This is a genomic window from Halosolutus amylolyticus (assembly GCF_023566055.1).
GTDB lineage: Archaea > Halobacteriota > Halobacteria > Halobacteriales > Natrialbaceae > Halosolutus > Halosolutus amylolyticus.
In genome coordinates this window covers 198369-212072 of sequence record NZ_JALIQP010000004.1, presented here as the reverse complement: position 1 = coordinate 212072, position 13704 = coordinate 198369, and the positions used below count along the sequence as shown (strand labels likewise).

Annotated in this window: 16 protein-coding genes; 8 read left to right on the top strand and 8 right to left on the bottom strand. The window is 66.8% G+C overall.

The genetic code is table 11. From position 1 onward, the window contains the following. The first annotated feature begins 77 nt into the window (after positions 1 to 77). Positions 78 to 401 carry a ribbon-helix-helix protein gene (locus tag MUN73_RS16350; RefSeq protein WP_250141580.1) on the top strand — a complete coding sequence of 108 codons (324 nt, stop codon included), beginning with the start codon at positions 78 to 80 and terminating at the stop codon, positions 399 to 401. Here MUN73_RS16350 and MUN73_RS16345 read toward each other — a convergent pair. Then, complete coding sequence (locus MUN73_RS16345; protein ID WP_250141579.1) at positions 398 to 895, bottom strand: response regulator; 498 nt, start codon at positions 893 to 895, stop codon at positions 398 to 400. The two genes, MUN73_RS16350 and MUN73_RS16345, sit on opposite strands and share 4 nt — an antisense overlap. A 121-nt stretch (positions 896 to 1016) precedes the next feature. Next, entirely contained in the window at positions 1017 to 2921 is a 1905-nt protein-coding gene (gene han, locus MUN73_RS16340) for a Hef-associated nuclease (RefSeq protein WP_250141578.1), read from the bottom strand. Positions 2922 to 3089: 168 nt separating this feature from the next. Between han and MUN73_RS16335 the strand changes: the two genes are divergently transcribed. From MUN73_RS16335 to MUN73_RS16325, 3 genes are all read left to right on the top strand, one after another. Next, the gene (locus MUN73_RS16335; protein ID WP_250141577.1) at positions 3090 to 3494 is read left to right on the top strand and encodes a hotdog family protein; all 405 of its coding nucleotides are present in this window, start codon (positions 3090 to 3092) and stop codon (positions 3492 to 3494) included. Between the two features lie 75 nt (positions 3495 to 3569). After that, on the top strand, positions 3570 to 4067 hold the full coding sequence (locus MUN73_RS16330; RefSeq protein WP_250141576.1) for a Mov34/MPN/PAD-1 family protein: 498 nt from the start codon (positions 3570 to 3572) through the stop codon (positions 4065 to 4067). 52 nt (positions 4068 to 4119) lie between these two features. Further along, positions 4120 to 4551: an FAD synthase family protein gene (locus MUN73_RS16325; RefSeq protein WP_250141575.1), complete on the top strand. Its 432-nt coding sequence runs from the start codon at positions 4120 to 4122 to the stop codon at positions 4549 to 4551. Between the two features lie 139 nt (positions 4552 to 4690). Here the strand turns inward: MUN73_RS16325 and MUN73_RS16320 are convergent, their stop codons facing one another. Together MUN73_RS16320 and MUN73_RS16315 are read right to left on the bottom strand one after the other, a co-directional pair. Continuing rightward, entirely contained in the window at positions 4691 to 5392 is a 702-nt protein-coding gene (locus MUN73_RS16320) for a cohesin domain-containing protein (RefSeq protein ID WP_250141574.1), read from the bottom strand. Between the two features lie 2 nt (positions 5393 to 5394). Then, positions 5395 to 6543, bottom strand: a complete 1149-nt coding sequence (locus tag MUN73_RS16315) for a DUF7350 domain-containing protein (RefSeq protein WP_250141573.1) — start codon at positions 6541 to 6543, stop codon at positions 5395 to 5397. Between the two features lie 140 nt (positions 6544 to 6683). Between MUN73_RS16315 and MUN73_RS16310 the strand changes: the two genes are divergently transcribed. After that, a complete protein-coding gene (locus tag MUN73_RS16310) occupies positions 6684 to 7889 on the top strand; it encodes a YncE family protein (RefSeq protein ID WP_250141572.1) in 1206 nt (401 codons plus the stop codon). Positions 7890 to 7931: 42 nt separating this feature from the next. Here the strand turns inward: MUN73_RS16310 and MUN73_RS16305 are convergent, their stop codons facing one another. Continuing rightward, positions 7932 to 8087, bottom strand: coding sequence for a hypothetical protein (locus MUN73_RS16305; RefSeq protein ID WP_250141571.1), 156 nt, complete (start codon positions 8085 to 8087; stop codon positions 7932 to 7934). 415 nt (positions 8088 to 8502) lie between these two features. Between MUN73_RS16305 and ilvD the strand changes: the two genes are divergently transcribed. Then, entirely contained in the window at positions 8503 to 10239 is a 1737-nt protein-coding gene (gene ilvD / locus MUN73_RS16300; RefSeq protein ID WP_250141570.1) for a dihydroxy-acid dehydratase, read from the top strand. A gap of 108 nt (positions 10240 to 10347) precedes the next feature. Here the strand turns inward: ilvD and mobA are convergent, their stop codons facing one another. Beyond that, positions 10348 to 10986 (bottom strand): molybdenum cofactor guanylyltransferase, encoded by a 639-nt coding sequence (gene mobA / locus MUN73_RS16295; RefSeq protein WP_250141569.1) that lies wholly within the window; start codon positions 10984 to 10986, stop codon positions 10348 to 10350. 72 nt (positions 10987 to 11058) lie between these two features. After that, entirely contained in the window at positions 11059 to 11820 is a 762-nt protein-coding gene (yqeC, locus tag MUN73_RS16290) for a selenium cofactor biosynthesis protein YqeC (protein WP_250141568.1), read from the bottom strand. Positions 11821 to 11990: 170 nt separating this feature from the next. Between yqeC and MUN73_RS16285 the strand changes: the two genes are divergently transcribed. Together MUN73_RS16285 and MUN73_RS16280 are read left to right on the top strand one after the other, a co-directional pair. After that, complete coding sequence (locus MUN73_RS16285; protein WP_250141567.1) at positions 11991 to 13151, top strand: glutathione-independent formaldehyde dehydrogenase; 1161 nt, start codon at positions 11991 to 11993, stop codon at positions 13149 to 13151. 117 nt (positions 13152 to 13268) lie between these two features. Then, positions 13269 to 13421 (top strand): hypothetical protein, encoded by a 153-nt coding sequence (locus tag MUN73_RS16280; RefSeq protein ID WP_250141566.1) that lies wholly within the window; start codon positions 13269 to 13271, stop codon positions 13419 to 13421. Positions 13422 to 13447: 26 nt separating this feature from the next. Here MUN73_RS16280 and MUN73_RS16275 read toward each other — a convergent pair whose 3' ends face one another. After that, the gene (locus MUN73_RS16275) at positions 13448 to 13615 is read right to left on the bottom strand and encodes a hypothetical protein (RefSeq protein ID WP_250141565.1); all 168 of its coding nucleotides are present in this window, start codon (positions 13613 to 13615) and stop codon (positions 13448 to 13450) included. Positions 13616 to 13704: the final 89 nt, after the last annotated feature.

Genomic DNA, 13704 nt, shown 5'->3' with positions numbered 1-13704 from the left:
GATCGGGCCGTCCTCCCGAACGCGAGACCCGCCGCGACCACGAAAAGGCTATCCGATCGGCTCGACTCCGCTTCCGTATGAGCCTCGACGATCTCACCGAGGACGTAGAACAGCGATACGCCGACATCGAGGCGGAACAGGCCGTCAGCCTCGATCGGGAGACGCGCAACGAACTCGCTCTCCTCGAAGCCGCGCTCGACCCCGAAGACACCGACGAACTCGTCCGCCGGGCGATCCACCTGCTGTTCCAGACGACCGTCGACAGCGGCAAACTCGACTTCCAGCTGCGATCGACCTACGACGTCACCTACGACGAGTACCTCTCCGGGATGACCTTCGAGGAGATGACCGGCGCGGACCAGTACCCGACGATGGACGACGAGCGACGCTACCAGTTCTAGCGGCGACGATCGTTCCGGTTCGGGAGCCGCGCCGTCGACACCCAGAACCTCGCGATTCGATCCATCACGTCCGCGAACGCGTCGCGATCCGGCGGGACCGGGACGTACGCGTTCGCGTAACGATCGTAGTACTGGCCCACGTCGAGTCCCGTCCCCTCCGGATCCGCGTCCGACGACGGCCGATCCGCTGGCGACTCGCCGAGGACGAGGACGGGAATCCGCCCGAGGGACGGCTCATCGGCGGTCGCCTCGAGAAATCCGATCTCGTCCACGCGTCCCCTGACGTCGAGCAGAACGAGACTCGCGAGCGGGGCGTCGGCGAACGGGTCGCGCCGATCGAGAAACGCGAGAGCTTCGTCGGCGGCGACGACGTGGAGGTCGATCGGACACCCGTCCGCGAGCCCCTCCCGCGTCCGCTGACGCATGTCCGGCGACTCCGAGACGAGGACGACGGTCGCGGGTTCGATACTGTCGCGTCGATCGGTCGGTGTCATCTGTACTATTGGTGTGTTCCGCCGGCCACGAAGCGATCGTTTCGTCCCGGTCCACCGGCTGGCCGTCGATCACGGAGAGGAGACGATGCTTTGCGGGCGGAGCGCGATCGATCGGCGACGATCAGTCGTCGATCGGGGCCGCACTCGAGAGTTCTTCGTCGATCTCGGCGTCCTCCATCTTCTCGACCAGCGCCTCGATGACCTCCTCGCGCTTGCCCTTGACGAACTTGATCGAACCGACGACGAGGTGGCCGCCGCCGGAGACGCCTCCGCCCGGAACCTCCTCCTCGAGTTCCGAGACCATCTGCGGGATGTCGAGTCGGACGCCGTCACTGCGCAGGACGGCGAAGTCCGGCCCGTAGCCGACCGTGATCACCGGGTCGCCGGTCTCCTCGATCTTGCGATCGTGGATCTCGCCGGTGGTCTTGCCCGGCGCGGGATAGGTAAAGCGGTGGGCGAAGTTCTCGACGTCGATCCGGTAGAGGTGCGCGCCGTTGTCGAGATCCTCGTGTTCGAGGTGGGCCATCGCGGCGTCTAGCTGGTCGTCGACTTCCGCGCGGGCGCGATCGGCGAAGAAGGAGACGAGTTCCCGGTGGCGTTCCTCGTCGCCGTTGTCGACGTGGAGCAGGTCCTCGATCAACTGGTCGCCGGAGTTGTATCGCAGCCAGAACGCGGCGTAGTCGAGCGCCTCACTGACGTCCTTCAGTCGCTCCTCGTCGAATCCCTCCTCGGCGGCGAGGTCGAGGTAGTCGTCCATCGCGTCGGCCTTCGACCGGTCCGCGAGGCCGGCGACGGCGGGGACGTGGCGGAGTTCGTCGGTCAGGTCGGGGTAGATCATCCGCGCGAGTTCGACACAGAGCATCCCCGTCGTGATCCGGTAGTCCTCGTCGTGGAGGTACGGGTTGACGTGGGCGTCGAGCAGGTCGCCGACCGCATCGGGGTCGGGATGGTGGTGGTCGACGACGGCGATCGGGATGTCGTAGTGAGCCAGCGTCTCGTAAGCCGGGACGTCCTCGGCGGTCGAGCCGTTGTCGAGCATGAGCAGGAGGGGAAGCTGCTGGCCGTGCTTCTCGCGGTCCTCGAGCGCGAAGTTGAGGTCCCGCGTCGCGTCCTCCATCTCGTAGAACGGCGCCTTCGCGGGCAGGCGCTTGATGAGGTGTCGTGGCGCGTCGTCGTCCTCGTGGACGTCGGCGATGAACCGCTGGAGGGCGATCTGGACCGGGACGGCGGCACACATGCCGTCGCCGTCGGCGTGGTGGCGCACGCGGATCGGGCGGCCCTCGAGCACCGTGCGCCGGAGCAGTTTCGCGACCTCGCGGAGGTTGGGTCGAAGCTTTTCGAACGCCGGCCAGTCGATCAGTGGTTCGACGTCGTGAGGCTCGGCGCGGGACTCGAGGGCCGTCTCTAGCCGTTCGCGGGCCTCCTCGGCGTCCTCGCCGTCGAGTTTCGAGAGGCCGTCGACCTCGACCTGCAGGGAGTTCTCGCGGTGTTCCGGGGTGCCGGTGACGCGGACGATGTCACCGACCTCGACTTTCGGGTAGGCACGGACGCCCGCTTCCTCGAACGCGGCACAGGGGACGACGCCGTACTCGTCGGCGACGTGGAAGATCGTCGGGCCGCCGGTCTGTTTGACCTGGACGACCTCTCCTTCGAGGTGGATCTGCTCGCCGACGTTGGCCTCGAGCCGATCGGTCCCGGTCAGGGAGTAGTCGTGGGCGACGCTCTGGAGCGTGTACTCCTCGACGTCGGCCGGCTGGAACGCCATGTCGCCGTTGTCGCGAACGCTCTCGAGTTCGACGACGAGTTCGTCGCCGACGGCGAAGGTGCCCTCGAGAACGGACTCGTGGACGAGTCCGGAGACGGATTCGGAGAGATCGACGAAGACGCCGTAGTCGACGATACCGTTGATTTCGGCGAGATAGGGTGTGTCCCCTTCGACGTCCTCTGCGGTACACTCTGCCGCGAGATCGTAAACGACGGAATCCCCGTCGTCTGCGCCGGCATTCCCGGCGGGCGTGGGTGTCATCTTGGCCCGTAATTTGAGACGGTCGCGTATAACCCTTGTCAAGAAGCGACGAGCGATCGATCGAGCCGGATTTCCGGGCGGAACCGCGATCGAATCGCGACGGACTGCCCAGATCTTGCGAGTTCCTCGCACGCCAGTTACAAGATCGACCGGCGAAACGCTTCCTGCATGCCCATCTCATCCCCGCCTGCGGAAGGTGACGAGTACATCTACGAGCGGACGTTCGATCGCGAGGACGTCGGCGACTTCGGCGAACTCTCCGGCGATCAACAGGCCATTCATACGGAACCGGACGAGGAGGGCCGGCTGATCGTCCAGGGGTTGCTCACGGCCACGTTACCGACCAAGATCGGCGGCGACATGAGCTACATCGCCCGCAGCATGGAGTTCGAGTTTCGAAGGCCGGTCCGAACGGGCGAGACGATCACCTGTCGAATGGTGGTCGATCGGGTCACCGAGACCGATCGCCACTACGAACTCAAGTGCTCCGCCGTCTGCACCAACGAGGACGACGAGGACGTGCTGTACGGCACGTTCGACGGGATCGTCCGGAAGGACGGCGAGGGGGCCTGACCCGATCGATCGAACCCCCGATCGACGGGGTCCCCTTTCGGAACGTTTAGCAACGGCAAGCCCACAGGTAGGGACATGGGGCTGCTCGACGCGCTGTTTCGCTCGAACGAGATCCTCGGCATCGCCGAGGAAACCCTCGAGTTCGCCCTCGAGTCCTCGGAGGCCACCCATCCCGACGAGTACATGGGGTTTCTCCGGGGAACCGAGGCAGACAGACTGGGACTCGATCGGGACGGCCTCGTCATCACGGATATTCTCGTGGTGCCGGGGACCGAGTCGAACAGCGTGAGCGCGACCGTCAAGACGAGCCAGATTCCGAACGACGTGAAGGCGCTCGGGAGCATTCACTCGCACCCGAACGGGGTCATCCGACCGAGCAGCGCGGACCTCGAGACGTTCGGCCGGGGAAGCGTCCACGTCATCATCGGCGCGCCCTACCGCCGAACCAACTGGAAAGCCTTCGATTCACAGGGTCAGCCGACGACCCTGAACGTCCTCGACGTCGACCTCCCGGACACCGAGGAGTTCTTCGATTTCACACAGGCGGACATCGACGAGGAACTGCGAGGATGACCGTGAGAACCGACGGCCCGAACGGCCACGGGACGGCGAGGTGGACGTCGCCATGACGCGGACGGTGATCGCCCAGGGGACCTTCGACATTCTCCACCCCGGCCACGTCCACTACCTCGAAGAGGCCGCGGCGATGGGCGACGAACTGATCGTCATCGTCGCCCGGAAGGCGAACGTCGACCACAAGGAAGCGCCGATCTGCCCGGCGACACAGCGCCGGGACGTCGTCGGCGCGCTCGAAGCCGTCGACGAGGCCATCCTCGGCCACGAAGAGGACATCTTCGTCCCGATCGAGGAGATCGATCCCGACGTGATCGCGCTGGGGCACGACCAGCACCACGACGCCGACGCGATCGAGGCGGAACTCGATCGCCGCGGCATCGACTGTACCGTCGAGCGCGCGAGCGGCCGCGAACCGGGCGACGAGGACGAACTGCTGTCGACGCGGCTGATCATCGATCGGATTCTCGAGCGGCGCGGATGAGCGGCCGATCGGCATATCCGTTCCGCGAACAGAAAAACACCCCGCGAGCGGCGGCTTCATACGGATTGCTGTAACGATGTACCGGCGCAACCGCCGCCCGGATCGCGGTTGCGCCGGAAATGACTTACAGCAATCCGTATCAGTCCCGCCGGAACGCCGCGATCCCGGCGAGTACGGCGAGTGCCACGAGGGGGGCGACGACGCCGAGGCCGGGGATCGAATCGCTGCCGCCGTCGTCGGTCGATGCCTCGTAATCGAGGGTTCGCTCCGGCGGCGAGGCGTCGACGACGTCGCCGTCGGCCGCGACGGAGACGCTCCCGTTGTGGGTGAACGCGGTCTGGGGCCAGTCGGTGGTCAACTCGGTTTCGACGTCCGTCACGTTCACCGGAGAACTCGCACCGTCGGCGTCCTCCGCGACGGTGAACGTGACCGTCGCCGCGCGATCGTTGCCGGCCGCGCCGCCCGCGACGGGGTCGCGGTACTGCTCGACGACGGCGTAGCCGGCCGCCTCGTCGACGTCGACCTCGGTGACGATCTCCGTCTCGTTGCCCTGTTCGAGCCAGGGGCCGCGAGTGATCGAGTCGATCGTCAGGACGTCGCTATCGTACTCGACCCCGAACGCGACGCGTTCGACGCCGACCCCTCCGTAGCCGCCGTCGTTGTACAGTCGGATCGCGACGTGGATCGTCTCGCCCGGGGGCGCCTGGGCCGTCTCCGGTTCGACCTCCAGGATCGTCGCGCTGTCGCTTGCGCCCCCCATCCCGGCGAACCCGACGGTCGCGACGCTTGTGACTACGACGACGACGAGGGCGATCGACAGGGCGCGCGCCGTACGGCTCACGGTTACGACACCCCCTCCTCGAGTTCGATCGACAGATCGCCCGTCGACCGGAAGGCGGTTTCGTACCCCTGGTGACGGGCGACCTGCGGCGGCGTGTCCACCGAGACGACGAGTTCGTCCCCCGCCCGCGGCTCCGCGACCGGGGCTCCGTAGTGAAACCCCAGTTCGTCGTCGAGGGTCGCCGTGAGGTCTGCCTCCTCGATCGTCTCCCCGTCACGTTCGAGTCGCATCGAGAGGGACTGCTGGGGCAGAACGCAGTCATTGTACGGCGTCCGGGGTGAGACGACGAGGTAGCGCTCGTCGCCGTCGACGAACCGTGAGCCCGCGGGCAGCAGCGTCGTCACGTAGACGCCGTCGTCGTGGGTCGGCTCGCCGAGGAGGGTCCCCGGCAGGTCGTCGGCCGGCGGCAGGGACGAGTACGGCATCGCGTGGCCGTCGTGGCCGTCTCCCATCGGCGACACGGCCTCCCGATCGCCCCAGCGATCCTCGTCGAAGTACGCGCTCCGGTCGACGAGTTCCTGCCGTCGCTCGTCGTCGAGTTCGAACTCGATCGTCGCCGTCGCCCGCTCGTCGAACCGGCCCTCGAACGCGCCGGTCAGGCGGACGTCCGCGATCGGGCCGAGCGAGACGGTCGCCGTGTACGTCCCGTTCCCCTCGATCCGATAGTTGTCGCCGAGGTGGTACCCCATCCCCTGCGAGAGCATCGTCCACGGACGCTTATCCGAGACGACTGCCCCGTCTTTCGAGACCTCGATCGCCGCGCTGGCGTCGACCGGGAGCACCGTCCCGGTTTCGGGATCCCGAACGGACACCATCAGGTGGACGGCGTCGTTCGGCGGGGGATCGACCCGTTCCGGCCCCGGCCAGATCCAGAAGGAGTGGGGGATCGACAACATCGGCGCGATGGCGACGTCGCCGGCCCGCACCGTCTCCAGGCCGATCATCCCGTCGCGGTGGGAGGGCAGGTAGACCGCGTCCGGCGGGTCCTCGACGCGGGCCATCGTCGCGAAGCCGCCATCGGCGTCCTCGCCGCGCTCGCCGCCGGGATCGTTCTCCGCGTCGGATTCCTCCTCGTCGCCGCCGAAACACCCGGCCAGACAGGTGGAGACGCCGATCGCCGCGCCGGTGGACAGCACTCGTCGACGGTTCATTCGTCGTCCGCGTACGTACGGCCCGCGAGCCATTATACCTCCTGATCGCCGTCGGATCTCCTGCAGCCATCACCACCGCGTGTCGCCCGGTCACCGCGGTAGCGAAGGTGTTTTGATCGCCCGGCGGCCACCGATCGGACGTGACGGGACGACTCCCTCGACGGCGCGTTCTGCAGGCCACGGGCGGAGCGATCGCGCTCGCTGGCTGTCTGGGTGACGAGGGTGACGAGCGCGACGAGGGCGACGACGTCCGCAACGACGACGCGACCGCCGAGGACGGTGACCCGGGCACGATGGGGTTCGACAGCGTCGGCCCGATCAGTCACGACTACGTGCAGGACGGTCGGTACGCCTACGTGACGCTCGGTCCCGGCTACGGCGACGCCGGCGTGCTGGTGGTCGACGTCGAAACGTTCGAGATCGAGACCGCGTTCCCGGACGTCCCCGCGAACTACGGGGCGATCGCCCACCCCGAGGAGCCCAAACTGTACCTCAACGGCGGCGTCGCCGATACCGCCGAAACCGAACCCGCGGGCGAGTGGTGGGTGTACGACACGGAGCGCCACGAACGGCTCGCGAGCGGTGACAGCGCCGGCGCGGACGCCCACGGCGTCGCGTTCACGCCGGACGCCGAGGAACTGTGGATGGTCAACCGCGACACCGACGACGCGATCGTGATCGACACCGGGACCGACGAGATCGTCGCGGAGATCGACGCCGTCGCTTCCTCGCCCGACACCGTGACGATCGCGCCGGACGGAGCGTACGCGTACGTGACGACTCGCGGCCCGAATCCGCAATCGGCGACCCACGCCATCGCGGGCGACGAACCCGGCGTCGCGGTCGTCGACGTCGCGGAACGCGAGCCTCTCGGGACGGTCCAGCCGGACGCGGGCAACGACGCCAGCGACTTCCACGGGATCGGTCTCGTCCCCGGCGACGGCGGCGACTACGAGGTGTGGGCGATCGACCAGGGCACGGCGACCCTCTACGTCCTCGAGCCGGCGGGCGAGGGCGATCTCGCGGTCGTGGCCGACCGCTCGCTCGGCGACAGCGAGGAGGATACCCCGCACACGGTCGCGTTCGACTCCGAGTTCCGATACGCCGTGATTCCGAACACCAGCGGCGCCACGACCCGAATCGTATCCGTCGACGATCGCGAGACCGTCTCGGAACTCGATACCGGACCCGGCTCGCACTTCGCCGGCGTCACCCCGGACGACGAGACGATCCACGTCGACGTGATCGGCGGCGAGAGGATCGTCGCGATCGACGCCGACTTCGAGACCGGAACGTTCGAGATCGAGAGAGAGTTCGACCTCTCCGGACTCTCCGGCGACGCGTGATCGCCGCCGTCCCGACGGGCGGCGGTCCTGCCGGCACGATCGTCAGTTTTCCAGGATCGTCGGCGGCGGAAGCCGCAAGGACTCGACCGTGTGCCCCGTCTCGACGAAGTGCTCGATCGCCTCCTTCGACACCTCCCGTTCCGTGTACCCCTCTTCAGAACTGGCCTGCCACCCACAATCGAGACAGTATTTGTACATAGATCTGGGTCCCGTGGTACTCCGTGACCAGTCAGGGAAAGGCTCCTGCAAGATAGCGAAAGGTCTGGGTAACGTGGAATTTTCGCTCTGGATCATACGGACTCCTGTCCGTCAGTTCCGGCGCAACCGGGGCCGTCCTGCAGTTGCTCCGGGGAACTCGATACGGCAGACCGTATAGTGCGGGCGCTGGCGGCCGACGATTCCGACGCGTCGATCGGCGGCCCACCCCGCTCTACTGTCGGGCAGAACTATTGTGAGAATTCGCCGTTCTCGTCCGGCGAATTCTCTCCCTTGACTTCTGTCCGGCAGTATCACACCCCACTGGACGAATCGGCCGAACCTGTTCGGAGGCGGCTTGACGTGGGCGGTCACGGTATCCGGGGCCTTTAAGCGCAGAGGTTCCATCCCTCCGGGTATGAGCCAACGGCCCACGGATCGATCGCCCGCGGAGGGCAAACCCGAGGAACTGCCGAGCAACGAGGTCACGGAAGGGGTCGAACGAGCACCCCACCGTGCTATGTTCCGCGCGATGGGGTACGACGACGATGACCTGTCCTCGCCGATGATCGGCGTCGCCAACCCCGCCGCCGACATCACGCCCTGTAACGTTCACCTGGACGACGTGGCGGGGTCCGCCTACGACGGCATCGACGAGGCCGGCGGGATGCCGATCGAGTTCGGCACCATCACTATCTCCGACGCCATCTCGATGGGGACCGAGGGGATGAAAGCCTCGCTGATCTCGCGGGAGGTCATCGCCGACTCCGTGGAACTCGTCGCGTTCGGCGAGCGCATGGACGGACTGGTGACGATCGGCGGCTGCGACAAGAACATGCCCGGGATGATGATGGCCGCGATCCGGACTGACCTGCCGAGCGTCTTCCTCTACGGCGGGTCGATCATGCCCGGCGAGCACGGGGGCCGCGAGATCACCATCCAGAACGTCTTCGAGGGCGTCGGTGCGGTCGCCGACGGCGAGATGTCCGAGGACGAACTCGACGAGATGGAGCGCAACGCCTGCCCGGGTGCCGGCTCCTGCGGCGGCATGTTCACCGCCAACACGATGGCCTCGATCTCAGAGACGATCGGGTTCGCGCCGCTCGGCTCCTCGTCCCCGCCCGCGGAGGATGAGGACCGGTACGAGGTCGCCCGCGAGAGCGGCGAACTCGCCGTCCAGGCCGTCCAGGACCAGCGCAGTCCCTCGGATTTCCTCTCGCGGAAGTCCTTCGAGAACGCCATCTCCCTGCAGGTCGCGGTCGGCGGGTCGACCAACGCCGTCCTCCACCTGCTGGCGATGGCCGCCGAGGCCGGCGTCGACCTCGACATCCAGGACTTCAACGAGATCAGTCGATCCACGCCGAAGATCGCCGACCTCCAGCCCGGTGGCGAGCGCGTGATGAACGACCTCCACGAGGTCGGCGGCGTCCCGGTCGTCCTGCGCGAACTCCTCGAGGCCGACCTCCTGCACGGCGACGCACTCACCGTCACCGGCGAGACGATGGCCGAGGCGATCGAGCGCGTCGACCCGCCGCGGATCGACGACCTCGACGCGGACTTCCTCGAGACCGTCGACGACCCGATCCACGAGCGGGGTGCCATCCGCATCCTGACGGGCAACCTCGCGCCCGAGGGCGCGGTCATCAAGATCACCGGCGAAGACCACCTCCATCACGAGGGCCCCGTCCGGGTCTTCGAGGAGGAGGAGAAGGCCATGGAGTACGTCCAGGAGGGGCACGTCGAATCCGGCGACGTCATCGCCATCCGTAACGAGGGGCCACAGGGCGGGCCCGGCATGCGGGAGATGCTCGGCGTCACGAGCGCCGTCGCGGGGCAGGGCCACGCCGAGGACGTCGCACTGTTCACCGACGGTCGGTTCTCCGGCGCCACGCGCGGGTTCTCGATCGGCCACGTCGCACCGGAAGCCGCCGTCGGCGGCCCGATCGCCGCGCTCCGGGACGGCGATACCGTCACGATCGACATCGACGCGCTCGAACTCTCAGTCGACCTCTCCGAGGCGGAGATCGAGCGCCGCATCGAGGAGCGCGACGATCCCGAACCCGCCTACACGAGCGGCGTGCTGGCGAAGTACGGGCAGACGTTCGACTCCGCGGCCAACGGTGCCGTGACGAACCCCGGCGCGAAGCAAGACTGAGGTCGCTCTCGTCGGCGGCTTCGCCGCCTCCGTCTCGTTGCTCCTCCGGAGCAACGCTATCCTCGCACGATCGTCGTCGAGCCGCCGCGATCGATCGACGACCGCTCGCTACGCCTCGAACTGCCGTTCGGCGTCCGCGAGCGCCTCCCGGGTGTCGATGCTCTCGAAGGTGGCCGGGTCGATCTCGTCGAGGTCGTCCTCGGGAACGGTGACGACGTCGACGTGATCGAGTGCGGCCAGGATGCGGGTGTCCTCGGAGTCGAGTGCCGCCTCGCAGGCGTCCGCAACCGTGCTAGCCCGGTAGACCGCCTGCGTCGTCTGGTACCAGCCGTCCTCGAGCTGGACGACCGCGCCGTCGTGACCGTCGGCCCGATCGGCAAGCAACGCGAGCAGGTCGGGATCGACGAACGGCATGTCACAGGCCACGACCGCCGCGTACTCCCGGTCGACGGCGTCGAGACCGGTCCTGATTCCGGCGAGCGGACCCCGATCGGGAACGGGATCGGTCGCGTACCGTATCGCGGTGTCACAGCCCGATAGTGCGTCCCGGATCGCATCGACCTGTTCGTCCCGGCAGTTGATGACGACGTCGTCCGCGACCGTTGCGAGTCGATCGACGACCCGCCGGATCATCGGTTCGCCGGCGAGGTCGGCGACGGCCTTGTCGGTCTCGCCGAAACGGGTCGAGTAGCCGCCCGCCAGGACGACGCCCCCGAGTGACCCGCGACCGGTACTGGTGGATCCCATACTCGTCGCTAGGCGGACCCGTCGTATAAGAACCTGGCTCGAGGACGCTCCGGGTGCCGGTTTCCCCCGCAGTCACTCGCGGACCTCGACCAGCGGCTCGTCGGCGATCATGCTCGTCAGGACGACCCGATCGACGCGCCCGTCCGCCCCGTCACTCCGATCGAGGACCCGTCGACTGACCTCGCGAGCGACGGCCAGGTCCGCCTCGTCGTCGACCATGTTCAGGAGCGGGACGTAGGTGGCGTCGTCGGGGACGTCTTTCAGGCCGCCGTCGAGACTCGTCAGAATCGCCGCGACGTCCGCGGGCTCGATCGGCTCGCCCGGCGTTCGACCGGTGACCGCGGCGACGCGATCGGGCCGGTGGACGACTCCCTCGTCGAGCGGTTCACCGACGGCGTGGACGCTGGCGATAGCGATGACCGTATCGACGGTCGCGGGCAGTTGCGGTTCGTGGTCGCCGGGCGCTTTGAGAAACCGCGTCCGGGCCCCGTCGGCCTTGACCAGGACGTGCTCCGGGGCGTCCGCGGCCCCGATTTCGTCGACGGTCGCGGGATCGTAGCCGACGTACCTGTCTCCCTCCCGATCGGCGACGAGTCCGAGCGGCCACTCCTGCGCTCCCCCGCCGCTCCCACGACGTGCCGCCAGCGCGCCTACTGGATCGTCCGTCACCCGTACCGTCGCGACCTGTCGATCGAAGATCGGAATGCGGACGGTCGCCGTGAGGACCGCCCGATCGAGCCGATCGGCGAGCGCGTAGAGGGTCGACTTCTTGCCCCCCGCGCCGACCACGCAGGTCAGTCCGGCGTCCGCGGCAAGGGCTCGCGTGAGTTCCATACGCATTCCTTTCGTGTGACGATCCGTCAGTGTACGTGGTCGGACCACTGTCGCGATCGATCGATCCGCTCGACAGGTACGAGAGTTGTTAGCAACGGCCCGCTGGAGGTTCACAAGAAGGTTTACAGTATCGATCGTGGTGTGACCCAGTGGTGCGATAACTAATGTCAATGAACGCTGTCGTATACAAGGGGCCGCACGACGTGGCGGTCGAAGAAGTGGACGAACCCGAGATCCAGCATCCGAACGACGTCCTCGTCGACATCACGACGACGTGTATCTGTGGGTCGGACCTCCACATGTACGAGGGCCGAACCGCCGCGGACCCGGGCATCGTCTTCGGACACGAGAACATGGGAATCATCAGCGAGGTCGGTGACGCGGTCACCACGCTCGAAGAGGGCGATCGCGTCGTGATGCCGTTCAACGTCGCCTGTGGCTTCTGTCAGAACTGTGAGGACGGCTATACGGGATTCTGTACCAACGTCAACCCCGGCTTCGCCGGCGGCGCGTACGGCTACGTCGCGATGGGGCCGTACAAAGGTGGCCAGGCCGAGAAACTCCGCGTCCCCTACGCCGACTTCAACGCGCTCAAACTCCCCGAGGGCGACGAACACGAGGACGCGTTCTCGCTGCTCGCGGACATCTTCCCGACGGGGTGGCACGGGACGCGGCTGGCGAACCTGAACCCCGGCGAATCGATCGCGATCTACGGGGGCGGGCCGGTCGGGCTGATGGCCGCCTACAGCGCGAAGATCCAGGGAGCCTCGGAGATCTACGTCGTCGATCGGGTCCCGAGCAGGCTCGAACTCGCGGAAGATCACTGCGACGCGCACGCGATCAACTTCGAAGAGGGCGATCCCGTCGACCAGATCGTCGAGGAACACGGCGACGAGGTCGACAAGGGGGTCGACGCGGTCGGCTACCAGGCGATCGATCCCGAGACGGATCCAGGCGACGACGCGTACGATCCCGCTCGCGAGAACCCGGCCGTCGTACTCAACCAGTTGATCCAGACGGTCCGGCCGACCGGCGAGATCGGCGTTCCGGGGCTGTACGTCCCGTCCGACCCGGGTGCTCCCGACGAGATGGCGGCCCAGGGCCGACTCGGCATCGACTTCGGGAAACTCTTCGAGAAGGGCCACAAGTTCGGCACCGGTCAGTGTAACGTCAAGCAGTACAACCGCCAGCTGCGGGACATGATCATCGAGGGTCGCGCCGACCCGAGCTGGGTCGTCTCGCATCGCGTCGACCTCGAGGAGGCACCCGAGATGTACCAGAAGTTCGACGATCGCGAGGAAGGCGTCACCAAAGTCCTGCTCGAACCCTGATCCGCAACAGGATCACTTTTTTCCGCGTCGTCGATCGCCGTCCACAGCGCGGAGAGCCGATGCGTTGAGTAGCGAACCCGCAACGATCGATAACAACTTGCTGAAGAACCGACAGGTGTGAAACGACCCTCTATCGTCCTCTGGTTTCTCGCCGTCGGTATCGGCGTTCTCCACTACCTTCGTCACCCGCCTCTCCTGCTCGTAACCGGATCCCTCGCGCTCGTGGGCTGGTTCTTTCACGTTCTCGTCGCGGACCTCTGGTTCTCGTGAGAAATGCGAGACACCCGTTCCGACTGCTATCGGCGAAGCCAGACTCGCGGGTGGTCTGCTCGAAGGTGGTTCTGGTACCGCTTGATCAGGGCGGGATAGCTATCGTCGACTGCGTGCCAGTCGCAGTGATCACAGGATCGTTCGACGACGTCTGTCGCACTGCCAACGTACGCGCCGTTTCGATTCGTATTCATTGGTCGTTCTCCCGGCGGAAGCCGTCAGATAGCGCCCCTCGATGGCACACGGATATGAGTCTGTTGGATCGCCCGTCGAATCGGCACCC

Bases quoted from the DNA above. Each gene is read 5' to 3' on its own strand.
- MUN73_RS16330 (WP_250141576.1), top strand. From the start codon at position 3,570: ATGGGGCTGCTCGACGCGCTGTTTCGCTCGAACGAGATCCTCGGCATC.
- MUN73_RS16305 (WP_250141571.1), bottom strand. From the start codon at position 8,087: ATGTACAAATACTGTCTCGATTGTGGGTGGCAGGCCAGTTCTGAAGAG.
- MUN73_RS16275 (WP_250141565.1), bottom strand. From the start codon at position 13,615: ATGAATACGAATCGAAACGGCGCGTACGTTGGCAGTGCGACAGACGTC.
- MUN73_RS16335 (WP_250141577.1), top strand. From the start codon at position 3,090: ATGCCCATCTCATCCCCGCCTGCGGAAGGTGACGAGTACATCTACGAG.
- han (WP_250141578.1), bottom strand. From the start codon at position 2,921: ATGACACCCACGCCCGCCGGGAATGCCGGCGCAGACGACGGGGATTCC.
- ilvD (WP_250141570.1), top strand. From the start codon at position 8,503: ATGAGCCAACGGCCCACGGATCGATCGCCCGCGGAGGGCAAACCCGAG.
- mobA (WP_250141569.1), bottom strand. From the start codon at position 10,986: ATGGGATCCACCAGTACCGGTCGCGGGTCACTCGGGGGCGTCGTCCTG.
- MUN73_RS16285 (WP_250141567.1), top strand. From the start codon at position 11,991: ATGAACGCTGTCGTATACAAGGGGCCGCACGACGTGGCGGTCGAAGAA.
- MUN73_RS16325 (WP_250141575.1), top strand. From the start codon at position 4,120: ATGACGCGGACGGTGATCGCCCAGGGGACCTTCGACATTCTCCACCCC.
- MUN73_RS16345 (WP_250141579.1), bottom strand. From the start codon at position 895: ATGACACCGACCGATCGACGCGACAGTATCGAACCCGCGACCGTCGTC.
- MUN73_RS16315 (WP_250141573.1), bottom strand. From the start codon at position 6,543: ATGAACCGTCGACGAGTGCTGTCCACCGGCGCGGCGATCGGCGTCTCC.
- yqeC (WP_250141568.1), bottom strand. From the start codon at position 11,820: ATGGAACTCACGCGAGCCCTTGCCGCGGACGCCGGACTGACCTGCGTG.
- MUN73_RS16350 (WP_250141580.1), top strand. From the start codon at position 78: ATGAGCCTCGACGATCTCACCGAGGACGTAGAACAGCGATACGCCGAC.